Source organism: Caballeronia sp. A2-2, from assembly GCF_057612605.2.
In genome coordinates, this window is the sequence record NZ_CM172588.1 from 1,171,428 (window position 1) to 1,196,374 (window position 24,947).

Genomic DNA, 24,947 nt, shown 5'->3' on the forward strand with positions numbered 1-24,947 from the left:
ATCCCTCACCGTGGGCTCACTTCGGTTCGCTTGCGGACTTCGCCTGTTCGGCGGGTTTGACGATGACTTCCGTGCCGCTCGCGGGAGCCGTGCTTTTCGCATCGCCCGTTACTTTCACTGGCGCACCGGCGGCCACGCGTTGCGCGCCATCCACGATGATGCGATCCCCCGCGCGCAAGCCATCGGAGATGAACCAGTTGTCACCCAGCCAGTCGCCCACTTCCACTACTTGCTGATGCGGCGTCTTGCCGTCCTGATCGATCAGCCATACGAAATGACTCTTGGCGCCCTGCAACACGGCGCGTTGCGGCACCAAGATCGCATTGGGACGCGACAGGCCATGCACGCGCGCACGCACGAACTGACCGGGCCTGAGCGTGCCTTGCTTGTTGGGAATCACCGAGCGCACGAGAAACGTGCCCGTATCCTTGCTGTACGACGGGTCCATGAAATCCACGACGCCGCGATTCGGGAACACGCTGCCATCGGCGAGAATCACTTCCACCACATAGCGCTTGTCCTGCGGCAACTGCAATAAACCCTTGGCGATCTGATCGCGATAGCTCAGCATCTCGTTCTCGGAGAGACTGAAGTTGACCCAGATCGGATCGAGCTGCGAGACATACGTCAGCAGGCTCGAATTGCCTGCGGAAAGGTAGCTGCCTTCCTGCATGCGCGCATAGCTCGACAAGCCCGTGAGCGGGCTTTTGATGGTCGTATAGCCGAGATTGAGCTTCGCGTTCGTCACCTGACCTTGCGCCGCGATGACAGCCGCTTCCGCCTGCTTCTCGTTGCCGATGGCATCGTCGAGATCTTTCTTGCTGACCGCGTTGGCCGCTTCGAGCGGACGCACGCGCGCAAGGTTTGCCTTCGTCACCGTGAGCCGTGCTTGCTGTTGCGCAAGCTGCCCTTCGGCCGTCTGCAACGATGCCTCGAAAGGCTTGCGATCCATCTGGAACATGGTCTGCCCTTCGCGCACCGGCTCGCCTTCGGTGTAAAGGCGCTTGTCCAGAAAGCCTTCCACGCGCGCGCGAATTTCGACTTCACGCGAGCTTTGCGTCTGCGCGACATATTCGAACGTGACGGGCGTGCTGGTCGCCTGCACGGTCATCACCGTGACTTCGGGCGCTTGCGGCGCGGGCGGTGTCGCGGGCTTGTTGCACGCGGCGAGCATCAGCACGAATGCCGCGCACGACAGGCCGACGCGCCGCCTTCGCATGAGCGAGGACAGCGCGGGGCGCGAGGCAAGTGTCATCCGCGACGATGCGTTCGGCATGAGTGCTCTCCGCTGGGAAGCTGAACGAATGTTGCAGCGCGCGGTTGCTCCCCGGCCCGCGCGCGTCGTCGTTTATTCGCTTCTACTGCACCGTGTAGCCGCGTCCCGACATGCACGCGCCGACCGCTTTGTTGAAGGTCGCCATCTGCTGCGAGCCTTGTTGCTGATTGGCCTGTTGCTGCTGCGCGTTCGCGCGGTTCTGCTGACGCTGCCGCGCCCCGCCGACCATCGCGCCGCCGACCGCGCCCATCGCCGCGCCCTTGCCGGCATCGCCTGCAATTGCGCCCATCGCCGCGCCCGCCGCCGCGCCGCCCGCGCCACCGCGCACGCGTCCGCCCTGCGCCTGTTGCGGCGGTGGCTGATTGGCCTGCTGCGCGAGCATCATCGGATCGATGCCCGTGTTCTGTTTCGCCCACTGCTGACACTGCGCGATATCGTTGCCCTGCTGCGTCTGGCTCTGCCCATGCGCCGGATAAAAAATCTGCTGCGCGCCCGCGTCGAGCGACAGCGCCGCCATCAGCGCCACGACTGCGCGCGCGTACTGGCCTTCATGTCGATGCAAGTCCATCTTCGAAATGCCCTCGTGTTTGCCATCCCGTTTGTGCTCTCATTGCTCTTTCATCCGTCGATGCCGATCGCCGCCCGCACCGCGCCAATGAACACCTCGTCGTCGAACGGCTTGTGCAGATAGGCGCACGCGCCCGCGGCGAGCGCTTGTTCGCGCACGCCGGGATCGTCGTGCGCGGTGACGAATACGATGGGAACGCCGGTCCCCGCGAGCCGCTTCTGAACGTCGAGCCCGTTGATGCCCGGCATCTGCACGTCGAGCACGATGCAGTCGGGCCGCCATGCGTCCGCGAGCGCCGCGAGCAGGGCATCGCCCGTGCCGAACGTGCGCGCGCCCATGCCCGCCGAACGCAGCAGCCGCGCCAGTGCCCGGCACACCGATTCGTCGTCGTCGGCAACGGCCACTTGGGGCGTCATCTCGCTCATCGCGCTTGGGTTCCGGGCAGCGTCGCGACGCGCGGGCGTGCGCATCGGCCGATGCTTCCTCCTTGAATCTAGGCGCGCGCGAGGCCGCCCGGTATTGGACTTTGGTCCCATGTCCGGATGGCGCCCCTTCTAATTTCGAGATGCGATTTCCGCTATAGTCTGCGTCCGCTTCTCCATGGGGCGAGCAAGCGATTCGTGACTGTGACTGTCGATGAAGGGAGAACGTTAATGAAGACCATCCATCACCTCTGCCAGGGCGGCACGGCGGCGAGCCTGTTGCGTGCGGCGCTGGACGCGCCCGTGATCGACATCCTCGACGATGCCGCCATCGGCCCGCTCGCCGATGTCGATACCGGCAAGCCCGATGCACGCGTGCGCTTCATGAAGGCGCTGTTCGCAAGCGGCGGTTTCGATGCGCAGGAATACGATGCGATGGACTGGTACGGCGAACTGCGCGACATGAACCAGCGGCTGGCGTCGCTTTCGCAGAACGCATCGGAAATGGTGATCTGGGCCGAGCAGGCGGATACCGAACAGGCGTTGCGGCGTCGCGCGCATTGGTGGCTGCGGGATGCTGCGTTGCCGGTCAGTGAAGTCGATGTGAGCTTGCGTGGTTTGGTGAAAGCGCAGGTACAGGAAGTTGTCGCGAAGCGCGTGCAGGCCAACACCGACTTGCGCGCACAGCTCGCCGCCGAATGGACCGCGCTCGCACAGCAAGGCGACGCCGTGCGCGTGTGGGACAACGGCGTGCTCAAGTCCTATCCGATCGATCATCACGATGCCGCTTATCTCGCGCTCGTGTCTTCTCAACCGGTGCAGCTTGCAAGCGCCGATGTGCTGGGCGCCGCGATGAGTCAGTCGCGCCGCAGCGATCTGTTCTGCAAGTGGCGCTTTTCGGTGCTGATCGAGCAGGGGAAGATCGCCGTTGCGCAGGGCGATGCGCGTGATTTGTCGTCGGTGTTTGTGGCGGCGAAGTAAGCGGCTTTCTATATTCAAGGCTTGCCCGCATCGTCACGGCGATGCGCGAGCAGCGCCATCAAGCGGCGGTCGCGCCAGCGGCTGCGCGTTTCGATCTGTTCGCGCGGCAGCACGGCGCGGCGCTCGGCATCGAGCTTGTCGAGCGTGTCCTTCGGCCAGTCGAACGGCTGGCGTCCCGCAGTGATCGTGCGATACGTGCCGCTGTAACGCGCTGCGTAATCCGCCACGCCGCCGGGCGCGTTCAGGTCGATGGTTTCGAACGGACCCATGAAGGACCAACGCAGGCCAAGCCCGTCGCGCATCACGGTATCGAGATCGGCGGCGCTCGCGTAGCCTTGCTCGTAGAGACTCAACGCTTCGTCGAGCACCGCGCCTTGCAGGCGGTTGAGCAGGAAGCCTGAAATTTCGCGGTTCACCGTGACCGGTTTCATCGCCGCTGCTTCGTAAATGGCGCGTGCGCGTTCGAGCGTCTCGGGTGCGGTCCACGGCGCGCCGCACAATTCCACGAGCGGCACGAGCGAAGGCGGATTCACCGGATGCGCGACCAGACATCGCGCGCGCCCCTTCAAGCCGTCCGTGAACGTCGATGCCGGCAGACCCGAGGTCGAACTCGCGAGCAACGCGTCCGGGTCCGTCAGCCGGTCCAGTTCCGCGAACAGCGCGCGCTTCACATCCACCACTTCCGCGACGTTTTCCTGCACGAGCGAGACATCCGCGACGGTGTGTTCCAGCGTGGCATGCGTCCTGATGCGTGCCACGATGGCATCGATCGATTCATCCAGCAGACCGAACGATTCGAGATCGCGCAGGCTCTCGCGTATTTCCGGCAGCGCGCCTTCCAACATGGCGGGCGCGGCATCGTGCAGATTCACGGTAAAGCCACGGCGGGCGAAAACGATCGACCACGCGCGGCCAATGCGCCCCGAGCCGATCACGGCGACAGCGTTTGTTTGCATCGAACGATCCTTGGGCTTAGAAGTGGGTGTCGCTCGCGCCTTTCAGCTTGAGCATGTCGCGCGCTTCGGCGGGCGTGGCGATATCGAGCGACAATCCTTCGATGACCTGACGAATTTTCCGCACCTGATCCGCGCTCGATTCCGCGAGCTTGCCGGGCTCGATCCATAGCGAATCTTCCAGCCCCACGCGCACGTTCGAGCCTTGCGCCGCGCCGATCGATGCGAGCGGAATCTGGTTGCGTCCCGCACCGAGAATGGACCATACGTAATCCTTGCCAAACAGCCGGTCCGCCGTGCGCCGCATATGCGCAAGATCTTCGGGATGCGCGCCGATACCGCCAAGCAATCCGAACACGCTCTGCACGAAGAACGGCGGCTTCGCCAGTCCACGATCCACGAAATGCGCGAGATTGTAGAGATGCGAGATGTCGTAGCATTCGAATTCGAAACGCGTGCCGTTTGCGCCGCATGACGTCAGGATGTATTCGATATCCGCGAACGTGTTCTTGAACACGAGATCGCGGCTATTTTCCAGATGCTTTCGTTCCCAGTCGTGCTTCAGGTCCTTGAAGCGTTCGAGCATGGGATACAAGCCGAAATTCATCGAACCCATGTTGAGGGATGCCACTTCCGGCTTGAAATGCAGCGCGGGCTTCAGCCGTTCGGCCACTGTCATGTGCGGACTGCCGCCGGTCGTGAGATTAATCACGGCATCGGTATTGGCTTTGATACGCGGTAGAAACGCCTGAAACACGGCGGGGTCTTGCGTGGGATGACCGTCGTTCGCATCGCGTGCATGAAGGTGAATGATGGCCGCGCCGGCTTCGGCGGCAGCGAGCGCGGCATCGCCGATTTGCTGCGGCGTGACCGGCAGATGCGGCGACATGGACGGCGTGTGGATCGCGCCCGTCGGCGCACACGTGATGATGACCTTGCGTTTGGTTGCCATAGGAAAAAGCCTCGCTGTTTTTCGATGGGTTCAAAGTGTTTCCACGTTGCCGCACACGGAAATGGCCTGCCCGGAAATGCCGCTGCCTCCCGGCGAACATAAAAATAGCGCGGTCGCCGCGATTTCCTCGGGCGTCACCATGCGTCGCAGCGAGACCTTCGCGAGATACTGCTTCTCCATCTCGTCGTAAGAGAGATTCAACTGCTGCGCGCGCGCCGCGATCACGCGCTCGATACGCGGACCTTTGACGAGTCCCGGTTGAATGGCATTGACGCGGATATTCGACGGCCCGAGTTCTATTGCAAGACTTTTCACCATGCCGATGACCGCCCATTTCGTCGCGGCATAAGGCGTTCGAAACGCATAGCCGAGCCGCCCCGCGACCGACGACAACGCGATGATCGCGCCACCGCCGCGCGCCTCGCGCAACAACGGCACCGCGCGCCGCGCGAAGTAGAAATGCGCGTTGAGATTGACATCGACGGTTTGCTGCCACGCGTCTTCGTCGAGTTCCTCGATGCCGCCGGTCGGTCCTGCGATGCCCGCGTTATTCAGGAGTACGTCCAGACCGCCGAGGTTGTCCTGCGCATCGGCAAAGACACGTTCGACGGCCTGACGGTCGGCTACATCCGCGAGCGTCGTGGTGATGGGATTGAGTTCCGCGCTGGCTTCGGATTGCGTGAGTGCGTCGGTGGCCTCGGGGCTGGCATCGCACACATGCACGCGCGCGCCCGCATCGATGAAGGCCCGCGCGATCACCAGCCCGATGCCCGACGCGCCGCCTGTTATGAGCACGCGCAAACCGGCGTGCGGCTTCAACATCTGAAGAACCGTCATTCTTGTCTCCTATCTTTTTCTGTTTGAAGGCGTTCGCGCAGAAACGCCGCGGCATCGTCGATATCTTCTGCGATGCCTGCGCGCGCGCCTTCGCCATCGCCGCGCGACAGTGCTTCGACGATATGACGATGCGCGGTCATCGAACGTCGCATGTGCGCGAGATCCGGCGCGACGAAATTGAAGAACGGACCGATGCGCACCCACAGGCTTTGAATCGTCGCGAGGGTGAGTTCGCTTGCGCCGTGCGCGTAGATGGCGATGTGGAAATCGAAATTGCTTTGCAGGAAGTTGGCGACGTCACCCGCTTCGGCTTGCTTGTTCATCGTGTCGCAGAGCGTGTGCAGCGTGGCGAGATGCATTGGTGTCATGCGCGATGCGGCGCGTCGGGCGACCGCGCCTTCGAGTGCGATGCGTACGTCGCGCAGTTCGTCGAGCAAGTCGAGCGTCATCGGCGGGACCATCAGCGCGCGTCCCGGCCCGTCGATCAATGCGCCTTCGGCCTGCAAACGCGTGAGCGCGGCGCGGACCGGCATGGTGGAAGAACCAACTGCTTCTGCTACACCGCGCAGACTCAATAACTGGCCCGGTGCGAAGCGGCCCGTCATGATGGCTTCGCGCAATTGCGCGTAGACGCGCGAGGCCATGGTTTCGCGCGAGACGAGTTCAAGCGTGACCAACGCTGCGGATGAATGTGACGGCATTCGGCGCTCCGGGCGTGTGATGTGTGATCACACTGGAGCGTCAAGTTTCGGGGAGTGGGGGTGGGGAGTCAATGAGGGAGGGCTAGGGGATAACGCGAGTTTTTGCCAATGCCGTCGGGTTGGGTTTTTGATGTGGGGATTTTGGCTGGGTGTTTTTTGTTGTTCTTTCATGCAAGGGGGCTGCTCTTGTTTGTGCTGTTTATTCAGTAGCCGCCTCCCCGGCGGGGGGTAACTTTCTTTGCTGCTGCAAAGAAAGTCACCAAAGAAAGCAGCTTTTACTCCCATGCTCGCTGGCTGGACAGGGTTGGTCTGGTTTAACGATGCAGTGGCCGCAATAGGACTATCCACGCATAACTGCCGCTTAGGCAACCTCGCGATTGCGCGCTTGAGTAATCAACGCTCAGTGGACCGCATTCATACTTTCGGCCATGCGCTGCGCGCGCCGAGAGCTTGAGAACGGAATCCCGCAGCCTATAAGCGCCCAGCCACCTCACACGTCCCCGCAAGATTGCTATTCGGTCCTACCTTGGTTAGTGCTCCGACTAAAAGGTGACTTGCGTTGGTGTGCGTGCTTTGCGCAGAAGCGCTTACCAAGGTAGGGCCTAATGGGAGAGGTGCGATGTGGCGTGAGTTGGCTCGGCGCCGATACGCTGCGGGATTCCGTTCTTACGTTCTCGGCGCGCGCAGCGCATGGCCGATTGAATGAATGCGGTCCACTAGGCGTTGATTATGCGAGCGCGAAATCGCGAGGTTGCCTAAGCGACTCGTTATGCGTGGCAAGGCCTATTGCGGCCACTGTATCGGTTAATCCAGACCAACCCTCTCCAGCCATCGTGCATGGGGTAAAAAGCTGCTTTCTTTGGTGACTTTCTTTGCAGCAGCAAAGAAAGTTACCCCCCGCCGGGGAGGCGGCTACTGAATAAACAACACAAACAGAAGAAGCCTTTTGCACACAAGACAGAGCAACAAAATCCAACCCGCCAACGGCGACTCCAAATCACGAAACTAAATCTCCTCAAACCTCCCCTTCACCGCCTTCTGAATCTCCTCGAACGCCACCGGTTTCACCAAATGGTGATCAAACCCCGCATCCTTCGAGCGCTGTCGATCATGCGCCTGCCCATACCCCGTCACCGCGATCAGCAACGCATTCGCCGTCGCAGGACGCAAGCGCAACTCATGCGCCAGACGATACCCATCCATCCCCGGCAAACCAATATCGAGCAGCACGATTTCCGGCGCAAAGGCATCCGACAAGGCAAGCGCTTCCACGCCATCATGCGCGGTGCGCACTTCGAAACCATCGGCTTCGAGCAGCATCGACATGGCGGTGGCGGCATCCACGCTGTCATCGACGAGCAAGACGCGTTTGCCGCCCGTCTCCGACACAGATGCGACGTCCGAAACAGGTTGCGCCACAGCGGGCGGTGTCTGCGCAAGCGGCAGCCACACGACGAACTCACTCCCCGTGTGCGCCCCTTCGGAATACGCCTCGATACGCCCGCCCTGCAACTCAACCAACGTGCGCGCCAGCGGCAAGCCAATCCCCAATCCGCCCTCCGAACGCTCCAGCGACGTCTCCGACTGCACGAACAAATCGAAGATATGCGGCAGTATTTCCGGCGCGATGCCCATGCCGCGATCCCGCACGACAATGCGCACTTCATCGCCGAGTTGCGAAGTCTCGATCTCGATCAACCCTTCGTCCGCGCTGTATTTCGCGGCATTGGAGAGCAGATTCCCAAACACCTGCGCAATGCGAATGCTGTCGCCGACGATATGCAAAGGCTGATCGTCCAGCTTCGTCACCAGCGTATGACGGCGACGGTCGATCAGCGGTTGCGTCGTCTCTATCGCCGCCTCGATCGCCACGGCCAGATTCACTGTCTCCTGCCGCAGCGTGATCTTGCCCTGCGTGATGCGCGCGACATCGAGCAGATCGTCCACCAGGCGGCTCAGATGCCGCACTTGCCGGTCGATGATCGCGCGCACGGTCGAAAAGTGTTCGCCCGACGATGCGCGATGCGGGTCGAGCAATTCCACCGCATTGCGAATCGGCGCGAGCGGATTGCGCAACTCGTGCGCGAGCATCGCGAGGAATTCGTCCTTGCGGCGATCGGCTTCGCGCAGCAGCATTTCGGCGGCCTTGCGCTCGGAAATATCGTTGACGATGCCCGCGATGCGATCAGGCCGTCCCGCGACATCGCGCACGGGAAAGGCACGCTCCACCATCCAGCGCGGCCCGCCATGCGCGCGCATCAAACGGAATTCGATGCTGTACGCCACGCCTTCGCTCACGAGCTTTCGATAAGCATCCGCAACCGATTCGCGGTCGAGCGGATGAATCTCGCCGCCGCCTGACCAGTGATCGGCATTCGACTCGGGCGCTCGGCCGCTCGCATCCCAAAGACGCGCGTAGGCGGGGCTGACGTAAGGCGTCTGGCCAGACGCGGGATCGAGCATCCAGAACACATCGTCGATATTGTCGGCGAGTTGCCGGAAGCGCTCCTCGCTGTCGCGCAGCGCGCTTTCGGCCAGCCGCACGCGCAACAATGCCCGCACATGCGCGATGAGTTCGGCAGGCTCGACTGGCTCGGTCAGATAGCTGTCCGCGCCGCCTTCCAGCCCGCGAATGCGATCGAGGCTATGCACCGCCGCCGCCGATGTCTGCAACACCAATGTGCCCGACGTCTGCGCCGATGCCTTGATCTGCCGGCACACTTCGAGTCCGTTGATGTCCGGCAGCTTCACATCCAGCAGCACGAGATCGGGCGCTTCGGCGCGCACGCGTTCGAGCGCATCGGTACCGGTGGCCGCTTCGATCACATTGAACCCCGCGCGCGACAGGATGCGAGTCTTCGCGTAGCGCGCGCCGTCGTTGTCGTCGACGTTGAGGATCAGCACGCTGCTCCAGTCGCTTGTCATGGTCGATATCCTTCGTCCGGAGCCAATGATGAAACGGACGATGCAGCAGAACCCGCGCCCGCCACCATGTTGAGCACGCTCGTCAGTTCGCCGCCTGTCACCGGTCTCGCGATGAACGCCGCCGCGCCGAGCGAAGCCGCCTCGTCGCGGTCTTCCGTCTCGCCGATCACGATGATCGGAATGCTGCGCGCCGCCGCCTGCGCACGCAGCGCCGCAAGCCAGATCCACGCCTCGGAAGGCACGGGCCGCGCGGCCAGCAATAATGCGGCGAGCGACGTGTGATTGAGCGCGCGCCCCGCTTCGTCCAGCGACGCCGCCGACACCGCGCGATACGGCCCGTGCCGCAACGCCGCCTCGCAATCGAGCCGTTCGACGGGACTGCTCGCGACCAGCAGCACAGCGGGGCGCGCGTCGTCGCTGATGTGCGTATGCGCGCCCGCGTCCTCGCCGTAACGCGCGGGAATCGTCGCGCTAAAGGTCGAACCGCGCCCGACTTCGCTTGTCAGCGAGACATCGCCGCCGAGCAACTTGCAGAGCTTGCGGCACAGCGGCAGCCCGAGCCCCGTGCCCTTCACGAAGCGCTGCAAGCGGTTCTCCACTTGCCCAAATTCCTCGAACACGACTTGCTGATGTTCCGGCGCGATACCGATACCCGTATCCGTCACCGAGAACGTGACGAGGCCGCGTGCATGGTCGAAACTCGCGCTCACGCGCACTTCGCCGCGCTCGGTGAACTTGAGCGCGTTCGAGACGAAATTACGCAGAATCTGCGCGACCTTCGCCTCGTCGGTGCGAATGACGGGAATGCCCTCGCAGGCATCGAAAACGAGTTCGACCGCATTGCTCGACGACAACGGCCGCAGCATGCCGCGCAGCGCGGAAAACAGCACGCCGACTTCGAAATCCGCCGCGCGCACTTCGATCTTGCCCGCTTCGATCTTCGCGAGATCGAGCAGATCGTCCACGGTTTCCGACAGGTCTTCCGCCGCCTTGCGGATGAAGCGCACCTGCTTTTCCTGTTCTTCGGTCAGTTCGCCATCGATCCGTTCGAGCAGCAGTTTCGACAACGCGCGAATGGACGAAAGCGGCGTGCGGAACTCGTGGCTCATGTTCGACAGAAAGCGCGATTTCGATTCGTCCGCGCGACGCAGATGGTCGGCGCGCGCGTCGAGTTCCGCGTACAGCGCGACCACGCCGCGATTCGTATCTTCGAGTTCGCGCGTGAGGCGCGTGAGTTCTTCCTGCCGTTCGCGCAAGTCGGCGAGCACGCCGATCAGTTCGCGGTTCTGGCGCTTTAGTTCGGAGAACGAGCCTTCGTCGGCAGAACGCGCGAGTGCGGTGGTCACGGTGCCGAGGTCGAATGTCGCGCTGTCCGGCAGCGTCTTGCCGAGCACGATGCTGGTCTCGCCACCGGCATCGCCCACGATCTCGCAGCGGTCCATCAATCGTTGCGCGGCGAGCAGGCCGAGCGTGGCCTGTTCGGTGTCATTTTGCAAAGCGCGGAGTTTGTCGCCTGCCTCTTTGTCGGCGAGAAAGCGCACCACGAAGCACCACGGGCGATTGCTGTCCGCGATATAAAGTTCGGCGCGCGCATGCGCCCCGGTCGCGACCACCGCCCGCGCCGCTTCGAGCACGCAGGTGGCGATGCGCGTCTGATCCTGCGCGGAAAACCCGAGCGCCGCGCTCGCCTCGCGCGCCTTCACGCAAACCGCGACGACATCGTGTTCGCCTTCGACGAGCATCGCGTAAAGGCGCTTCATGCGCTGCCCCACGGCGCGCGTGCGACGAACACGGTCACGTCGTCACGGCCGCGCGTGAAATCGCGGTACAGGACGGCGGCGATCAACGCGGGATGACGCATCGGCAAGCCGGGATAACGCGCGAGATCCCAGCGCGAGCCGAGCCCGTCCGAATGCAGCACGATGAGCGCGCCCGGCGCACACGGCACATCGAAAATTTGCGTGCGGCGCGCCGCCGTCTGCCCGACGATGCCGCTGTGCGACACCAGATGCCGGTGCGACTCATCCGTCCACACGCTCGCCGAAATATTGCCGATGCCGGCAAAGGTGACCTTTCCATCAGATGCAGGCGAAACCGGCATGCGCGCGATGCCGACCGCCGCGCCGCGCGTGGCCCGCAACGCCTCGTTGGCCAGTTCCATGATGCGTTCGAGCGGCGCATCGCCGTTCGTCGGCAGAATCCTGGCGGCTTCGATCGCGGCGACATTGGCTTGCGGACCGTGGCCGAGGCCATCGGCGACGAGCACGGTGAAATCGTCCGCGCCGGTGTGGCAGGACCAGGCATCGCCGGAAACGGTTTCGGTTTGCAGCGGCAGATTCACCACGCCATAAACGATGCGCGGTGGCTTATCGAATGGCGCGGGCTTGTTCCAACAGACTGCGCGCAGAACGGTGCCCGCGCCCGGCGCGCTCCAGAGATCGAGTTCGTCGGAGAGACGCTCGATCGCGCCCATGCCGTTACCGGGACTGCCCGCGGTCGTGTAGCCATCCTCGAAACAGCGATGCAGATTGTCGATGCCCGGCCCGCTGTCGATGCTCAGCACTTCGATGCCATAACGCGCCGAGCCGGTCGCGGTGGCATCGACGAGCGGCCGGATCAGCAGTTCGCCGCGCTGCGCATGTTTGAGTAGATTGGTGCCCAGTTCGGTCAGGATGATCGCGAGCTTGCCCGCCACCGTTTCATCGAAACCCAAACCGCGCGCGAGTTCGCCCGCCGCACGCCGCGCAAACGCGATCTGGGTCGCCTCGACGACTTCGAAGCGCTGTTGCGCGGCCATCGATTCTTTCAGAACGGTTTCCATTTGGTGATCGAAACGTGCGTGCCCTCGCCGGGCGCGGAGCGTATCTCGAACTCGTCGCACAGACGTTTCGCGCCACCCAGACCCAGGCCCAGACCGTTGCCCGAGGTGAAGCCGTCCGACAACGCGCGAGCGATATCGGCAATCCCCGGCCCGTTGTCGATGAATTCCAGTTTGAGGCCACGGCGTCCGTTGCGCTCGACGTAGGTGCAATGCACGTCGCCGCCGCCGCCGTAGATGAGCGTGTTCCGTGCCAGCTCGCTGGCCGCCGTCACGAACTTGGTCTGATCGATGAGCGACAGACCCTGCGCGACCGCTTTCTCACGCACGAACTGCCGCAGCCGCACGATCTGTTCGTCCGAGCGAATCGGCAGCGTGTCCGGCGTGGACGTGCTGGCCGGGGCGTTCGAGGAAGCGGCGTGATCGAAAGTGTTCATGGATTCGTTCGCGCGTGACCGTCAGGCGCGGCCGCCGTCCGCGAGCAAGGCCATGCCCTTTTCGACATCCAGCGCCGTGCGCACGCCCGTGAGCGTCAGACCCAGTTCGACCAGCGTGATCGCAACCGACGGCTGCATGCCGACCACGACCGTTTCCGCATCCAGCACGCGCGCCATCGCCGCCGTGTTACCGATCATCCGGCCGATGAACGAATCCACCACGTCGAGCGAGGAAATGTCGATCAGCACGCCATGCGCGCCGTCCTTCACGATGCGGCTGGTCAGATCGTCCTGCAGCGCGATCGCGAGCCGGTCGTGCATGTCCACCTGAATGGTGACGAGCAAGGTCTTGCCCATCCTGAGAATCGGAATGCGTTCCATCGCCTTCGCCGTCCCTTGCGTGTTGTGCGTGTGGTGGCTTTATTCGGGTTGCAGCGAGCCGTTCGCCTCGCGCGGCCGCGATCCGCGCGGATCGTGTCCGCCCGCGCCCAGCAGCGATTTGCCAGTGCGCTGCAACGCGACGATGAAGGCCGACGCCAGCGTCGCCTTGGTGATGACGTTGGAGAGATTCACGCCCAGATGCACGATGGTCTGCGCGATCTGCGGACGAATGCCGCTGATGATGCAATCCGCGCCCATCAGCCGCGCCGCCGCGACCGTCTTGAGCAGATGTTGCGCCACGAGCGTATCGACCGTCGGCACGCCCGTAATGTCGATGATCGCGATGGCCGCGCCCGTCTCCACGATCTTCTGCAGCAGGTTTTCCATCACGACCTGCGTGCGCGCCGAATCCAGCGTGCCGATCAGCGGCAGCGCGAGAATGCCGTCCCACAGTTGCACGACAGGCGTGGACAGTTCGAGCAATTCCTGTTGCTGACGCACGATCACTTGCTCACGGCTCGCCTGGAACACTTCGGTGGTGTACAGGCCGAGTTCGTCGAACAGTGTGCTGATGAGCCAGGTGAGATCGGCGAGCGTGGCCGGATCGTTCTTGAGGCTTTCGCGCAGACGCGTGAACAGCGGCTGCTTGAGCGAGAACACGAACATGGCGGTCTCGACCGGCGAGAAACCCTGACGCGCGCGCTGCGAGGAGACATCCGCGAGAAACGCGCGCACTTCCTGCCACGCGCCGCTCTTGAAATCGACCTTCTCGGATGCCCCGAGCGCGCCGACCAGCAACGACACGAACTGCGCGAACTGATTGCGCAACTCGGCTTCGCCCACCAGTCCGCGCCGCGATGCGATGGCGTGCTGCTGCACGATCCACTCCGCGAGCAACTCTGCCTGATTGCTGTTGAACAATTGTGCGAGCCGCGCTCCGCCGACCGATTCCATGCCGTGATCCCTTCTACGAATAGTGTTTGTCCGGATCATCCCCGCGATGGCGGTATTCCGCGCCGCAGCAACGATTGCCACATAGGTTGCGCTTTGCGCAAAGGCGAACGGACTTTAGCACGCCGTCACAAATTTCAACAGTCGGGACGGCCTTGTCGCAGAAGGGATCGGGGCTCGCATCGAGTTCGGTCGAAGCAATCGGCAAATGCTGCCGATCGTCCAGAAAGGCGTGGACAAAGATCGGTCAAAAATCCGGGCCGAATTCAGCGCGTAAGAAGGAAAAGTTCGAGCGCCTGGAGGCTGATGGGTTTGAGCAGATAACCGTCGAAGGCGCTCTCGCCGCTTTGTTCGACGAGATCCGTATGACCCGTCATCGCGATGATGCGCGCCTCGCGGTTCGGTCCGGCGTGGCGCAGTTTCGCGCAGATTTCGCGGCCATCGGCATCCGGCAGCGAGATGTCGAGAAAGATGCGGTCGAACGGCGTATCCGATGCGATCGCGAGGCAAGCCGCCCCGTCATGCGCGATGGCCGTGGTGTGGCCGAGGCTCGCCGCGATATCGACGAGCGTTTCGACGCAGGCACGGTTGTCGTCAACGAACAGCAGGTTCATCGGGACTGACTCCGGTTCGGACCACGCTCCGCGCGCGTGCGACGTGGGCCTGAGCCGACGACGAGCGCGCGTCTTGGAGTGTAAGGCCGGGCGCACGCGCGTTCGCGGCTTCGTCCGCTGCGGACGGGTGTTTGGCCGTCATTCCCTAGAGTTACATTGCATCCCCGCCATAGCCACGCGAATATTTTTTCGGCGCGCACCAATGCAATACTCAGAGCACAAAACACGCATCGGTTGCCGGAGCGAACATGGCCCAAACGATTCATCCCGTCGATGAAGTCCTGCCTGCCGGCCCGATGCTCGCGGTCGGCATCCAGCACGTCCTGGTGATGTACGCGGGCGCGATCGCCGTGCCGCTCATCATGGGCGCGGCGCTCAAGCTGCCGAAGGAACAGGTGGCGTTTCTCATCAGCTCCGATCTGTTCGCGTGCGGACTGGTCACGCTGGTGCAGTGCATCGGCGTGTGGAAGTTCGGCATTCGGCTGCCGGTCATCATGGGCGTGAGTTTCGCGCCGGTCGGGCCGATGGCCGCGATGGCCGCCTCGGGCGCGGGCATCACCACGATCTTCGGCGCGACGATTGCCGCGGGCGTGTTCGCCATTCTGATCGCGCCATTCTTCGGACGGCTGATGCGCTTCTTTCCGCCCATCGTCACGGGCACGATCATTCTGACCATCGGCATGACGCTGTTTCCGGTTGCGATCAACTGGGCGGGCGGCGGACGCGGCGCACCGAATTTCGGTGAACCGAGGAACATCGCGATTGCGTGCATCGTGCTGCTGGCGATCTTGCTCATCAACAAGTATCTGCGCGGCTTTCTCGCGAATATCTCGGTGCTGCTCGGCATGGCGCTGGGCTTTGTCATCACGCTGGTGCTGGGCATGGTGGATTTCTCGGGCATCGGGCGCGCGGACTATTTCGCGCCGGTGCATCCGTTCGCGTTCGGCATGCCGGTGTTCAATATCGCGGCGATTCTTTCGCTGTGCCTCGTGATGGTCGTCATCATGGTGGAATCGCTCGGCATGTTTCTGGCGCTCGGCGATCTCGCGGGACGTCCCGTCGACCGTGAAGCCGCCACGCGCGGACTGCGCACGGACGGGCTCGGCACGCTGATCGGCGGCATCTTCAATACGTTTCCGCATTCGTCGTTTTCGCAGAACATCGGGCTGGTGGGTATCACGGGCGTCAAGAGCCGCTGGGTGGTCGCGGTGTCGGGTGTCATCCTGATCTTGCTCGGGCTGTTGCCGAAGCTCTCCAACCTCATTGCGTCGATTCCGGTCGTGGTGCTGGGCGGTGCGGGCATCGCCATGTTCGGCATGGTCGCGGCGACCGGCGTGAAGATACTCAGCAAGGTCGATTACGAGAACAAGAACAACTTGCTCATCATCGCGATCAGTCTGGGCGTGGGCGTGATACCGCTCGTCGCGCCGACGTTCTTCGAGCACATGCCGAAGTGGGCCGGGCCGCTCACGCATAGCGGCATCACGCTGGCGGCGGCGTTTTCGATTCTGCTCAATGCGTTGTTCAATCGCGGTCGTTCGGGTGAGGAAGTGGAACGTGAGCTTGCGGCTGAAATGCCTTTGAGCTTAAGGCAAGGCGAAGCGGATGCCGTCACGCGCGAAGCCCCTTAATATGGGCGCATGAGCGAACTGGTTCTTATCGTTGTCGCGGCGCTGGCGCTGATCTATGCAATCGCGCTTGCCGCGCTTTATTGGCTGCAAGGGCGGCTCGTCTATCCGCTCGAACAGATTCAATCGCTCGTGAATCCGTCATTGGATGCGCAGACGGAACGCATCACCATTCGCACGCAGGACGGTCTCGATCTGATGGCGCGATACCGCGCGCCACGCGATGACGATGCGCCCACCGTCATCCTCTTTCACGGCAACGGCGAAGACATCATGCAGCGCGCGCATATCTCGCTGGACATGATCGAAGCGGGTTATGGCGTGCTGCTCGCGGAATATCGCGGATACGCGGGCAATCCGGGCAAGCCGACCGAAGCGGGTCTTTATGCCGATGCACGCGCCGCGCATGCCTTCATTGCCGATCATGCGCGATGCATCGTACTGCACGGTTATTCGCTAGGCTCGGGCGTGGCGACGCAACTCGCCATCGAAGCCCGCATCAATGCGCTCATTCTCGAAGCTCCGTTCACGAGCATCGTGGAAGTCGCGGCGAAACGCTTTCCGCTATTTCCGGTGAGAACGCTGGCGCGTGACCGTTACGACAATCTCTCGAAGATCGCCGCCGTCGATGCGCGCATCCTCATCTATGGCGGAACGAACGACGGCGTGATTCCACCCCTGCATTTCCAGCATCTTTTCGATGTCGCGAAAGGCGACAAGCATCTCGCGCTGATCGAAGACGCAGACCATCTCGACGCATGGACGATGGGCGGCCGCCATCACGTCATGTCCTTTCTCGCCGCGCTCCGCGAAAAAACGCCCGACCGTGCCTGAATAAAGCATCGCGGGTGGAATGCGACGTGCTGCATTCATCGTGGCTTGCCAATTAGCGGGTATCGCCGATTTGTCATCGTGCATGCACGCCGCTGTCATCTCGTGGTGCGCTAATCGTTCGCGTCACCCTTCTTTACTATCGCATTGAAACCCCTTCAAAAAAGGACTCGACATGTTCCAGTATCCGAACCAGCTCGCCTATCAGATGCCCACGCTCGCGCGCGCGAATCTTCAGGCCATGCTTAACATCAGTTCGCGCATGGCCAGCAGTTGGCAGGCGCTTGCCGAACTCAACGTGCAGACCATGAAAAAGATGGTCGAGGAAAGCAACGCGTTGCTATCCGCTGGCGATGAGTCGAGCGCGGGCGATGTGCTCGGCTGGCAATCCGTGATGCTCGCGCAGTTTCCGCAGAAGGCGGCATCGTATAGCCAGCATTTTCTGTCGATCATCACGTCCACGGAGGCGGATGTGATCGGCGAAGTGCGCAGTCAGTACGAGAACAACGGCATCAAGTTCAAGGACATCATGAACACCGCCGCAAACGATGTGCAGGAAGCCGCGCAATCGTCGGGTGCGCTCGTCACGGATCTCGCGGATACCACGAGCGAAGCCGCGCGCGAAACGACCGGCGTGGTGCTCGATGCGAGCGGCGAAGTAGCGAAGACCGCGCGCAATGCAACGAAGCGTCCCGCGTGATGTGTTGCTGCGTGGGCGCATGCAGCGCTCACGCAGATTTCTTTCGCGTGCGCGTGGTCTTGAGCGTGATCCAAGTCGGCGCGTGATCGCTTGCATGCGGCTCGCCGCGCACCCATGTGTCGACGCCCGCGTCCTTCAACTTCGGCGCGAGATCGGGACTCAGCAAAATATGATCGATGCGCAGGCCCGAATTCGTCTGCCAGTGCTGCCGAAAATAATCCCAGAACGTATAGATGCGCTCTTTCGGATGCTTCTTGCGCAATGAATCGGTCCAGCCTTGTTCGAGCAGCTTGGCGTACGCTGCGCGGCTTTCGGGCTGAAGCAACGCGTCCTTGAGCCATGAGCGTGTGTTGTAGATGTCGTCATCGGTCGGTATGACGTTGAAGTCGCCCGCGAGCACGACGGGATGACCGCTTTCGAGCAAACGTGCCGCGTGCGCGTTGAAGCGCTCGAACCATTCGAGCTTGTAGTCGAACTTCGGTCCCGGCTGCGGATTGCCGTTGGGTAGATAGAGACAGCCGATCAGCAAACCATTCACCGCCGCTTCGATATAGCGGCTGTGCGTATCTTTCTCGCCGCCGGGCAGGCCGCGACGGCTCAGCACCGGCTGCGTGTCCTTCGCGAGAATCGCCACGCCGTTCCACGACGCCTGACCTTGCCAGAGCGCGCCATAACCGGCTTGTTCGATGGCATCGGCGGGAAACTGCGCATCCGTTGCCTTGAGTTCCTGCAAGCAGACGATATCCGGCGCTTCGCGTTCGAGCCATGTGAGCAAGGCATCGATCCGCGAACGAATCCCGTTGATGTTGAAGGTCGCGATCTTCACCGGTTTTTTCTCCGCTCTAAGTGAGGTCGATCGTACGCGCGACGCAGTTTGCGTGCCGTGGCGTTTTGAAAACCCCGAGCGCGATGCGCGATTTTCTGCGACAGTCATGCAGACGCTTAATTCACGCTCCTCTCCCTTTTTACATGCCCGCATCCGACGAAGGCTCCGTCCACTGGCAACGCAATCTCTACGTGTGCGTATTCGGCTCGTTCACCACCGTCGTAGCGATGACGTTGCTCCTGCCCTTCCTTCCGCTCTACGTGCAGGAACTCGGCGCGACATCGGTGAGCGCTGCCGTGCAATGGTCCGGCGTCGCATTCGGCGCGACGTTTCTTGCAGCGGGCCTCGTCGCGCCGCTGTGGGGCCGCATGGCGGACCGTTTCGGCCGCAAGCCCATATTGATTCGCGCGAGCCTCGGCATGGCGATCACCATGTCGTTGCTCGGCCTCGTGCAGACCGTCTGGCAGCTCGTCGCCATTCGCTTTCTTGCGGGACTCGTCGGCGGCTATGCGAGCGGCGCCATCGTGATGATCGCCACGCAGACGCCGAAGCATCGCACCGCGTGGGCGCTCGGCACGCACGCGGCGGGCATGATGGCGGGCAACCTCGTCGGACCGCTCGTCGGCGGCTTGCTGCCCGGTCTGATCGGCATTCGTTCGACGTTTTTTCTGGCGGGCGGGTTGATCTTCTGCTCGTTCATCATGACGACGCTGTTCGTCAAGGAGGAGCGACGCCCGCCGCATCACGCGCGACGAAAAAGCGGCGGCTGGAGTGATGTGCCTTCGCTCGCGCCTGTCATCGGCATGCTCGCCAGCGCGATGCTGCTCATGTTCGCGAATATGTCGATCGAGCCGATCATCACCGTGTATGTCTCGCAGCTCGTGCACGATCCGAAGCATGTGACGCTGGTGGCGGGCGTGGTGATGTCGGCGGCGGCGTTGGGCAGCGTGCTCGCGGCGCCGCGTGTGGGGCGGCTGGCGGATCGTGTCGGGCATCTGAAGGTGATCGTGGTATGTCTTGCGTTGTGCGGCGTGCTGTTGATTCCGCAGGCGTTCGTGACATCGGGGACGCAGTTGGTCGTGTTGCGGTTTTTGATGGGGCTGGCGTTGGGCGGGTTACTGCCTGCGATCACTAGCGTGGTGAGACACAACGTGCCGGATCATGCGGCGGGGTACATCCTTGGGTATGCGACTTCGGCGCAGTACATCGGGCAGGTTACCGGGCCGCTGGCGGGTGGGTTTATCGCGGCGCATGTGGGCATGAGATCGGTGTTTCTGATGACGAGTGTGTTGATGTTTGTGGGGGCGGGGTTTAATGGGTGGGTTTTGGCGGGGAGGCGGGAGGTTCAGTCGGAGCACTAACTAACGTAGGATCGATTGGCGGCGGCAGCGAAGAAAGTTTCCCCTTGGCCGGGGAGGTGGCTATTGAATAAGATGTAGTGTTTGTATTACTTGCGTTGCTGAGTTGATTCTGTTGTTCTGTCGTGCAAAAGGCTGCTCTTGTTTGGGCTTTTATTGCAGTAGCCGCCTCCCCGGCGGGGGGGTAACTTTCTTTGCTGCTGCAAAGAAAGTCACCAAAGAAAGCAGCTTTTTACCCCATGCACGCTGGCTGGAAAGTGTTGGTCTGGATTAACGATACAGTGGCCGCGTTAGGACGTCCCACGTTTCGTTAAGCGCGTGGGCAACCTCGCGATTTCGCGATCGAATCCTTTGGTCTTAGTGGTCCGCATTCATTCCTTCGGCCATGCGCTTCGCGCGCCGAGAGCTTTAGAACGGAATCCCGCAGCGTATCAGCGCCCAGCCACAGCACGCCTCACCGCTGTGTCGTTATTTGGCCCTACCTTGGTTAGCGCTTCTGGGCAAAGCGTGCACACAAACGCAAGTTATCTGTTAGTCGGAGCACTAACCAAGGTAGGACCGAATAGCAATCTTGCGGGGAAGCGTGATGTGGCTGGGCGCTAATAGGCTGCGGGATTCCGTTCTTACGTTCTCGGCGCGCGCAGCGCATGGCCGAAGGAATGAATGCGGACCACAGAACTAAGAAGATTCAAGCGCGCAATCGCCAGGTTGCCTAAGCGACTTGTTATGCGTGAAAAGTCCTATTGCGGCCACTGCGTCGTTAATCCAGACCAACCCTCTCCAGCCATCGTGCATGGGGTAAAAAGCTGCTTTCTTTGGTGACTTTCTTTGCAGCAGCAAAGAAAGTTACCCCCCCGCCGGGGAGGCGGCTACTGCAATAAAAGCACAAACAAGCGAAGCCCATTGCACGCACGAAACAACAACAAGAGAGCACCACATAAACCACATCACGCAAGCCACGCCCCCATGCAATAATCCCCCAAAATGCGCCCCCACTGTGCGCCAAACAGCACAATGCCCACCCCCGACCTCTCCGACCTCCACGCCTTCCTCGCCGTGGCCCATTCCCGCGGCTTCCGGCAAGCCGCCTATCTCCGCAGCGTATCCGCCTCATCTCTAAGCGATGCAATCCGCCGCTTGGAAACCCAGTTAGGCGTCCGCCTTCTAAACCGCACAACGCGCAGCGTGACACCAACCGAAGCAGGCCAACGCCTGATCGACCGCCTAACCCCGGCATTCACGGAAATCGCAAGCGCGCTCGACGCCGTCAACACCTTCCGCGACAGCCCCACCGGCACATTGAAGCTAAACGTCCCCGGCATAGCATCACGCGAAATCCTGCCCTCCATCGTGCCGCGCTTTCTGAAGGCGCATCCCGGCATCCAGCTAGAACTCACCACGACAGACCGCTTCATCGATGTCCTCGCCGCTGGTTTCGACGCAGGCATCCGCTACGACGAACGCATCGAGCGCGACATGATCGCGCTGCCCATCGGTCCGCGCACGCAGCGCTTCGTCGCGGCAGCGGCACCAGCGTATCTGCAAGCGCATGGCGAGCCGAAACATCCGCGCGAACTGGTGGATCACGCGTGCATCGCGCATCGGTTCGAGAGTGGCGTGCTGGCGTCGTGGGAATTCACGCGCGCGGGCAAGATCGTGCGGATCGCGCCGCGCGGGCCGCTGGTGTCGTCGTCGATCGAAGTAAGCCGGAGCGTCGCGCTCGCGGGACTCGGCATCACCTATACGTTCGAGGAGTTTTTGCGCGACGAGATCGCGCAAGGCACACTCGTGCCCGTGCTCAAAGCGTGGTGGCAGAGTTTCCCCGGACCATCGCTCTACTATCCGAGCCGCGCGCACATGCCGGGACCGCTGCGCGCGTTCGTCGATTTCATCCGCGCGGAAAACAGCAAAAGCTAGAACGGCGCATCGCCTTCGATGGTCGTGCGATACAGCTTGCGGCGTTCGTCATCGGGCGTACCGGCGGCGAGATGCATCACCGAGCGGTTGTCCCAGAACACCATGTCATGCGCACGCCATATGTGGCGATAGACGAACGCATCCTGCACGCTGTGCGCAAAAAGTTCGTCGAGCAAGGCGCGGCTTTCATCGTCGGACAAACCGATCACGCGCGTCGTGAAATGCTCGCTCACGAACAGCGCGCGCCGCCCCGTTTCCGGATGCGTGCGCACGACCGGATGCCGCACCGGTTTCACCTCCGCGACCTGCTCGGCCGTGAGATTCGGACGCCACGGACTGCGCTGTTGCAGCTCGGCGTAGCGCGCGAGATAGGTATGCTCGGCCACGCGTTCCTGCACCGCCTGCCGCAAATGCTCGGGCAAGTTGTCCCACGCCAGATGCTGATTGGCGAACAACGTATCGCCACCGACGCGCGGCAGTTCCTGCGCATGCAAAAACGAGCCGAGACTCGGCTTGTCCTTGTACGACAAATCGGAGTGCCAGAAATGACCGGCATCGCCGAGACCGATCGGCTGACCGTTTTCCTTGATGTTCGACACGATCAGCACTTCCGGCTGATCCGGCAACGCGAACTGCTTGAGCACATGCCGTTGCAACGGCCCGAAGCGCGCACTGAACGCTACTTGCTGCGCGGGCGTAATACGCTGATCGCGAAAAACCAGCACATGATGATCCAGGTGCGCCCGATGGATGCGCGCGAAATCATCGGCGGAAACGGGTTTGGACAGATCGAGGCCGATCACTTCCGCGCCGAGCGGTGCGTCGAACGCGCGAATGTCGAAAGACTGGCCGCTGGATTTAACGGCTTCTGCTACGGGAGAAAGACTCGTCACGATGACATCGAAAAGCGGCAAGGGGACAATAAATCTACTCTCGCGCGCGCGATGAGGCAACGAAGCATCCGTCATTTGGTTAGAAGCGTGAAGCGCTATGACGCCCGCACTTCGTCCGGGCTGTCGAATGGCAATTCCACTTGCACCGCTTCCGCAAAGCGCTCGCCTTTCAACGACAACGCGCTGATCCGCACGCCCAGCAGCCTGAGCCGCCGGTCCAACGTGATGCGCTTCACGCATTCCGTCGCCGCGCGTCGAATCTCGATGGCGTCGTCCGTCGCTTCCGGCAAGGTCAGATCGCGCGTGACGGTACGAAAGTCGTCGAAACGCAGCTTGATGCCCACCGTGCGCCCGACATAACCCTTGCGCTGCAAATCGTCCGCCACACGCTTGCACAGGTCCGTGAACTTCTCGGACAAGGTGGCGCGATCCTGCTTCGGATGCAGATCGCGCGAAAAAGTGGTTTCGCGGCTCATCGACTTGGGCGTGGACGCGACGACCACCGGCCGCTCGTCCTCGCCCTGCGCGATGCGCGCAAGCCACGCCGCATACGTGCGCCCGAAATGCGTCTGCAAAAAACCCAGGTCCGCCGCCGCGATATCCCCGACAGTCTGAATGCCGAGCGCCGCTAATTTCTCGCTCGCCTTCGGCCCGATGCCATTCACCTTGCGCGCCGCCAGCGGCCAGATACGCGTGGGCAAGTCGTCCATGGTGAGCAGCGTGAGGCCGTCCGGCTTGTCCAGTTCCGAGCCGATTTTCGCGAGCAGCTTATTCGGCGCGATGCACACGGAACACGTCAATCCGGTGGCATCGTGAACGGCGTCCTTCATGCGCTGACCGATCTCGGCGGGCGTGCCAGGAAGCTCGGTCACATCGATATAAATTTCATCGATGCCGCGATTTTCGATCTGCGAAGTAAAGGCCGCGACCGCCGTCTTGAACAGCCGCGAATAATGCCGGTACGACTCGAAATCGGTCGGCAGCAGAATGGCGTCGGGCGCGAGTTGCGCGGCTTTCATCATGCCCATGGCGGAGAACACGCCGAACTTGCGCGCCTCGTACGTGGACGTGGTGACCACGCCGCGCCCTGCGTAATCGCGCAGTTTTCTGAAGCGGCGCGTGCCATCGGCCAGTACTTCCGGCGTGGCATCGCGCCCGCCGCCGACCACCACCGGCTGTCCGCGTAGTTCGGGATAGCGCAGCAGTTCGACGGAGGCGAAGAACGCGTCCATGTCGAGATGCGCGATACGGCGCGGCAACGAAGTGTCAGGCGTGCTCATGTTCGAAGCACGCCGAGCGCGAAGATAGAGAGATTGAAACGGGAGTCATCGCCAACGAGCGCGCGGCCATTTCAGCCATCTGATCGAAAATGACTTACTGTACATCCATACAGTGGTTTGCGCCAGTGCGTCGCATCACTCCGGCAGGCGCTTTTCCTGAAGCGCGCGACGGCAGTCGTCGAACACTTGCCGCACCACGTCGGATTGATAGTTGAGGTCTTCGCTGTCGAGCAGTTCTTCCACTGCGTCGCGCGCCCAGTCGGATTCGAGCAGCGTGCAATGGCGCGATGCCAGATCCCGCGCAATGGCCGCGAGCTTCGCGACCGTGAGCCAATCAGCCAGCCGTTGATGCCTGTCCAGCCACTTGTGCGCGGCCTGCACATGAAACGCCGCCGCCGGCCAGTCGCCATTGAGATAAAACGCGCCGAGACTGCCGCAAGTCAGCCAGCACAAAAGTTCTGCACGATCACGGGCACTGAGAGTACGAGGCACTTCGTTCATGGCGGCTCGGCGAGAGAGAGTGCGGCGTTCCGTATGAAATCCGTATGAAACAAGATAGCACGGGATGGTGCGCCGCGACACTGCTCGAAAACGTTTATCGAGTGCGCTGCCGAACGCTTTGTCGTGCAGAAGATCACGCTCTCATTCCAGCCTAATTCGATGCTCCTAATCTTCGTGTGTCGGCAAACCCGCCGCTT

At 62.2% G+C, this 24,947-nt stretch carries 24 protein-coding genes; 6 read left to right on the top strand and 18 right to left on the bottom strand.

Annotation, left to right across the window (positions count from 1 at the left end):
* Window positions 1–16: 16 nt before the first annotated feature.
* The 3 genes from ACZCWR_RS21720 to ACZCWR_RS21730 form a co-directional block, all read right to left on the bottom strand.
* Window positions 17–1,276, bottom strand: coding sequence for an efflux RND transporter periplasmic adaptor subunit (locus ACZCWR_RS21720; RefSeq protein ID WP_487303684.1), 1,260 nt, complete (start codon window positions 1,274–1,276; stop codon window positions 17–19).
* 82 nt (window positions 1,277–1,358) lie between these two features.
* On the bottom strand, window positions 1,359–1,844 hold the full coding sequence (locus tag ACZCWR_RS21725; protein WP_487303685.1) for a YMGG-like glycine zipper-containing protein: 486 nt from the start codon (window positions 1,842–1,844) through the stop codon (window positions 1,359–1,361).
* 50 nt (window positions 1,845–1,894) lie between these two features.
* Window positions 1,895–2,269 carry a response regulator transcription factor gene (locus ACZCWR_RS21730; RefSeq protein ID WP_487303686.1) on the bottom strand — a complete coding sequence of 125 codons (375 nt, stop codon included), beginning with the start codon at window positions 2,267–2,269 and terminating at the stop codon, window positions 1,895–1,897.
* A 228-nt stretch (window positions 2,270–2,497) separates the two neighbouring features.
* On the opposite strand from ACZCWR_RS21730, the gene ACZCWR_RS21735 reads away from it, so the two are divergent.
* A complete protein-coding gene (locus ACZCWR_RS21735) occupies window positions 2,498–3,247 on the top strand; it encodes a DUF3658 domain-containing protein (RefSeq protein ID WP_487303687.1) in 750 nt (249 codons plus the stop codon).
* A gap of 14 nt (window positions 3,248–3,261) precedes the next feature.
* On the opposite strand, the gene ACZCWR_RS21740 is transcribed toward ACZCWR_RS21735, so the two are convergent.
* The 11 genes from ACZCWR_RS21740 to ACZCWR_RS21790 all read right to left on the bottom strand — a co-directional run bounded on the left by ACZCWR_RS21740 (window position 3,262) and on the right by ACZCWR_RS21790 (window position 14,816).
* A complete protein-coding gene (locus tag ACZCWR_RS21740) occupies window positions 3,262–4,203 on the bottom strand; it encodes a 3-hydroxyacyl-CoA dehydrogenase (protein ID WP_487303688.1) in 942 nt (313 codons plus the stop codon).
* 16 nt (window positions 4,204–4,219) lie between these two features.
* Window positions 4,220–5,152, bottom strand: a complete 933-nt coding sequence (gene kce / locus ACZCWR_RS21745; RefSeq protein WP_487303689.1) for a 3,5-dioxohexanoate:acetyl-CoA acetone transferase — start codon at window positions 5,150–5,152, stop codon at window positions 4,220–4,222.
* A 30-nt stretch (window positions 5,153–5,182) separates the two neighbouring features.
* On the bottom strand, window positions 5,183–5,989 hold the full coding sequence (locus ACZCWR_RS21750; RefSeq protein ID WP_487303690.1) for an SDR family oxidoreductase: 807 nt from the start codon (window positions 5,987–5,989) through the stop codon (window positions 5,183–5,185).
* On the bottom strand, window positions 5,986–6,690 hold the full coding sequence (locus ACZCWR_RS21755; RefSeq protein ID WP_487303691.1) for a GntR family transcriptional regulator: 705 nt from the start codon (window positions 6,688–6,690) through the stop codon (window positions 5,986–5,988). Before ACZCWR_RS21755 ends, ACZCWR_RS21750 begins: the two co-directional genes overlap by 4 nt.
* 1,005 nt (window positions 6,691–7,695) lie before the next feature.
* The gene (locus ACZCWR_RS21760; RefSeq protein ID WP_487303692.1) at window positions 7,696–9,615 is read right to left on the bottom strand and encodes a hybrid sensor histidine kinase/response regulator; all 1,920 of its coding nucleotides are present in this window, start codon (window positions 9,613–9,615) and stop codon (window positions 7,696–7,698) included.
* The gene (locus tag ACZCWR_RS21765) at window positions 9,612–11,375 is read right to left on the bottom strand and encodes an ATP-binding protein (RefSeq protein ID WP_487303693.1); all 1,764 of its coding nucleotides are present in this window, start codon (window positions 11,373–11,375) and stop codon (window positions 9,612–9,614) included. Before ACZCWR_RS21765 ends, ACZCWR_RS21760 begins: the two co-directional genes overlap by 4 nt.
* The gene (locus ACZCWR_RS21770) at window positions 11,372–12,436 is read right to left on the bottom strand and encodes an ATP-binding SpoIIE family protein phosphatase (RefSeq protein WP_487303694.1); all 1,065 of its coding nucleotides are present in this window, start codon (window positions 12,434–12,436) and stop codon (window positions 11,372–11,374) included. The genes ACZCWR_RS21765 and ACZCWR_RS21770 overlap by 4 nt, the downstream gene beginning before the upstream one ends.
* Window positions 12,421–12,870, bottom strand: a complete 450-nt coding sequence (locus tag ACZCWR_RS21775) for an anti-sigma regulatory factor (protein WP_487303695.1) — start codon at window positions 12,868–12,870, stop codon at window positions 12,421–12,423. The genes ACZCWR_RS21770 and ACZCWR_RS21775 overlap by 16 nt, the downstream gene beginning before the upstream one ends.
* A 21-nt stretch (window positions 12,871–12,891) precedes the next feature.
* Window positions 12,892–13,251: an STAS domain-containing protein gene (locus ACZCWR_RS21780; RefSeq protein WP_487303696.1), complete on the bottom strand. Its 360-nt coding sequence runs from the start codon at window positions 13,249–13,251 to the stop codon at window positions 12,892–12,894.
* Window positions 13,252–13,290: 39 nt separating this feature from the next.
* Window positions 13,291–14,205 carry an STAS domain-containing protein gene (locus ACZCWR_RS21785; RefSeq protein ID WP_487303697.1) on the bottom strand — a complete coding sequence of 305 codons (915 nt, stop codon included), beginning with the start codon at window positions 14,203–14,205 and terminating at the stop codon, window positions 13,291–13,293.
* Between the two features lie 263 nt (window positions 14,206–14,468).
* A complete protein-coding gene (locus tag ACZCWR_RS21790; RefSeq protein ID WP_487303698.1) occupies window positions 14,469–14,816 on the bottom strand; it encodes a response regulator in 348 nt (115 codons plus the stop codon).
* 248 nt (window positions 14,817–15,064) lie between these two features.
* Between ACZCWR_RS21790 and ACZCWR_RS21795 the strand changes: the two genes are divergently transcribed.
* From ACZCWR_RS21795 to ACZCWR_RS21805, 3 genes are all read left to right on the top strand, one after another.
* Window positions 15,065–16,447: a nucleobase:cation symporter-2 family protein gene (locus ACZCWR_RS21795; RefSeq protein ID WP_487303699.1), complete on the top strand. Its 1,383-nt coding sequence runs from the start codon at window positions 15,065–15,067 to the stop codon at window positions 16,445–16,447.
* Between the two features lie 9 nt (window positions 16,448–16,456).
* The gene (locus tag ACZCWR_RS21800) at window positions 16,457–17,278 is read left to right on the top strand and encodes an alpha/beta hydrolase (RefSeq protein ID WP_487303700.1); all 822 of its coding nucleotides are present in this window, start codon (window positions 16,457–16,459) and stop codon (window positions 17,276–17,278) included.
* Between the two features lie 172 nt (window positions 17,279–17,450).
* Window positions 17,451–17,975, top strand: coding sequence for a phasin family protein (locus ACZCWR_RS21805; protein WP_487303701.1), 525 nt, complete (start codon window positions 17,451–17,453; stop codon window positions 17,973–17,975).
* A 28-nt stretch (window positions 17,976–18,003) separates the two neighbouring features.
* Here ACZCWR_RS21805 and ACZCWR_RS21810 read toward each other — a convergent pair whose 3' ends face one another.
* Complete coding sequence (locus tag ACZCWR_RS21810; RefSeq protein ID WP_487303702.1) at window positions 18,004–18,801, bottom strand: exodeoxyribonuclease III; 798 nt, start codon at window positions 18,799–18,801, stop codon at window positions 18,004–18,006.
* Window positions 18,802–18,944: 143 nt separating this feature from the next.
* Here ACZCWR_RS21810 and ACZCWR_RS21815 point away from each other — a divergent pair, with 143 nt between their 5' ends.
* On the top strand, window positions 18,945–20,162 hold the full coding sequence (locus tag ACZCWR_RS21815; RefSeq protein WP_487303703.1) for an MFS transporter: 1,218 nt from the start codon (window positions 18,945–18,947) through the stop codon (window positions 20,160–20,162).
* A 1,011-nt stretch (window positions 20,163–21,173) separates the two neighbouring features.
* Window positions 21,174–22,076, top strand: a complete 903-nt coding sequence (locus tag ACZCWR_RS21820; protein ID WP_487303704.1) for a LysR family transcriptional regulator — start codon at window positions 21,174–21,176, stop codon at window positions 22,074–22,076.
* Here ACZCWR_RS21820 and ACZCWR_RS21825 read toward each other — a convergent pair.
* From ACZCWR_RS21825 to ACZCWR_RS21835, 3 genes are all read right to left on the bottom strand, one after another.
* Window positions 22,073–22,969 (bottom strand): TauD/TfdA dioxygenase family protein, encoded by an 897-nt coding sequence (locus tag ACZCWR_RS21825; RefSeq protein WP_487303705.1) that lies wholly within the window; start codon window positions 22,967–22,969, stop codon window positions 22,073–22,075. The two genes, ACZCWR_RS21820 and ACZCWR_RS21825, sit on opposite strands and share 4 nt — an antisense overlap.
* Before the next feature lie 95 nt (window positions 22,970–23,064).
* Complete coding sequence (dinB, locus tag ACZCWR_RS21830) at window positions 23,065–24,249, bottom strand: DNA polymerase IV (protein WP_487303706.1); 1,185 nt, start codon at window positions 24,247–24,249, stop codon at window positions 23,065–23,067.
* 135 nt (window positions 24,250–24,384) lie between these two features.
* On the bottom strand, window positions 24,385–24,750 hold the full coding sequence (locus tag ACZCWR_RS21835; RefSeq protein ID WP_487303707.1) for a hypothetical protein: 366 nt from the start codon (window positions 24,748–24,750) through the stop codon (window positions 24,385–24,387).
* Window positions 24,751–24,947: the final 197 nt, after the last annotated feature.

Bases quoted from the DNA above. Each gene is read 5' to 3' on its own strand.
- ACZCWR_RS21720 (WP_487303684.1), bottom strand. From the start codon at position 1,276: ATGCCGAACGCATCGTCGCGGATGACACTTGCCTCGCGCCCCGCGCTG.
- ACZCWR_RS21725 (WP_487303685.1), bottom strand. From the start codon at position 1,844: ATGGACTTGCATCGACATGAAGGCCAGTACGCGCGCGCAGTCGTGGCG.
- ACZCWR_RS21730 (WP_487303686.1), bottom strand. From the start codon at position 2,269: ATGAGCGAGATGACGCCCCAAGTGGCCGTTGCCGACGACGACGAATCG.
- ACZCWR_RS21735 (WP_487303687.1), top strand. From the start codon at position 2,498: ATGAAGACCATCCATCACCTCTGCCAGGGCGGCACGGCGGCGAGCCTG.
- ACZCWR_RS21740 (WP_487303688.1), bottom strand. From the start codon at position 4,203: ATGCAAACAAACGCTGTCGCCGTGATCGGCTCGGGGCGCATTGGCCGC.
- kce (WP_487303689.1), bottom strand. From the start codon at position 5,152: ATGGCAACCAAACGCAAGGTCATCATCACGTGTGCGCCGACGGGCGCG.
- ACZCWR_RS21750 (WP_487303690.1), bottom strand. From the start codon at position 5,989: ATGACGGTTCTTCAGATGTTGAAGCCGCACGCCGGTTTGCGCGTGCTC.
- ACZCWR_RS21755 (WP_487303691.1), bottom strand. From the start codon at position 6,690: ATGCCGTCACATTCATCCGCAGCGTTGGTCACGCTTGAACTCGTCTCG.
- ACZCWR_RS21760 (WP_487303692.1), bottom strand. From the start codon at position 9,615: ATGACAAGCGACTGGAGCAGCGTGCTGATCCTCAACGTCGACGACAAC.
- ACZCWR_RS21765 (WP_487303693.1), bottom strand. From the start codon at position 11,375: ATGAAGCGCCTTTACGCGATGCTCGTCGAAGGCGAACACGATGTCGTC.
- ACZCWR_RS21770 (WP_487303694.1), bottom strand. From the start codon at position 12,436: ATGGAAACCGTTCTGAAAGAATCGATGGCCGCGCAACAGCGCTTCGAA.
- ACZCWR_RS21775 (WP_487303695.1), bottom strand. From the start codon at position 12,870: ATGAACACTTTCGATCACGCCGCTTCCTCGAACGCCCCGGCCAGCACG.
- ACZCWR_RS21780 (WP_487303696.1), bottom strand. From the start codon at position 13,251: ATGGAACGCATTCCGATTCTCAGGATGGGCAAGACCTTGCTCGTCACC.
- ACZCWR_RS21785 (WP_487303697.1), bottom strand. From the start codon at position 14,205: ATGGAATCGGTCGGCGGAGCGCGGCTCGCACAATTGTTCAACAGCAAT.
- ACZCWR_RS21790 (WP_487303698.1), bottom strand. From the start codon at position 14,816: ATGAACCTGCTGTTCGTTGACGACAACCGTGCCTGCGTCGAAACGCTC.
- ACZCWR_RS21795 (WP_487303699.1), top strand. From the start codon at position 15,065: ATGGCCCAAACGATTCATCCCGTCGATGAAGTCCTGCCTGCCGGCCCG.
- ACZCWR_RS21800 (WP_487303700.1), top strand. From the start codon at position 16,457: ATGAGCGAACTGGTTCTTATCGTTGTCGCGGCGCTGGCGCTGATCTAT.
- ACZCWR_RS21805 (WP_487303701.1), top strand. From the start codon at position 17,451: ATGTTCCAGTATCCGAACCAGCTCGCCTATCAGATGCCCACGCTCGCG.
- ACZCWR_RS21815 (WP_487303703.1), top strand. From the start codon at position 18,945: ATGCCCGCATCCGACGAAGGCTCCGTCCACTGGCAACGCAATCTCTAC.
- ACZCWR_RS21820 (WP_487303704.1), top strand. From the start codon at position 21,174: ATGCCCACCCCCGACCTCTCCGACCTCCACGCCTTCCTCGCCGTGGCC.
- dinB (WP_487303706.1), bottom strand. From the start codon at position 24,249: ATGAGCACGCCTGACACTTCGTTGCCGCGCCGTATCGCGCATCTCGAC.
- ACZCWR_RS21835 (WP_487303707.1), bottom strand. From the start codon at position 24,750: ATGAACGAAGTGCCTCGTACTCTCAGTGCCCGTGATCGTGCAGAACTT.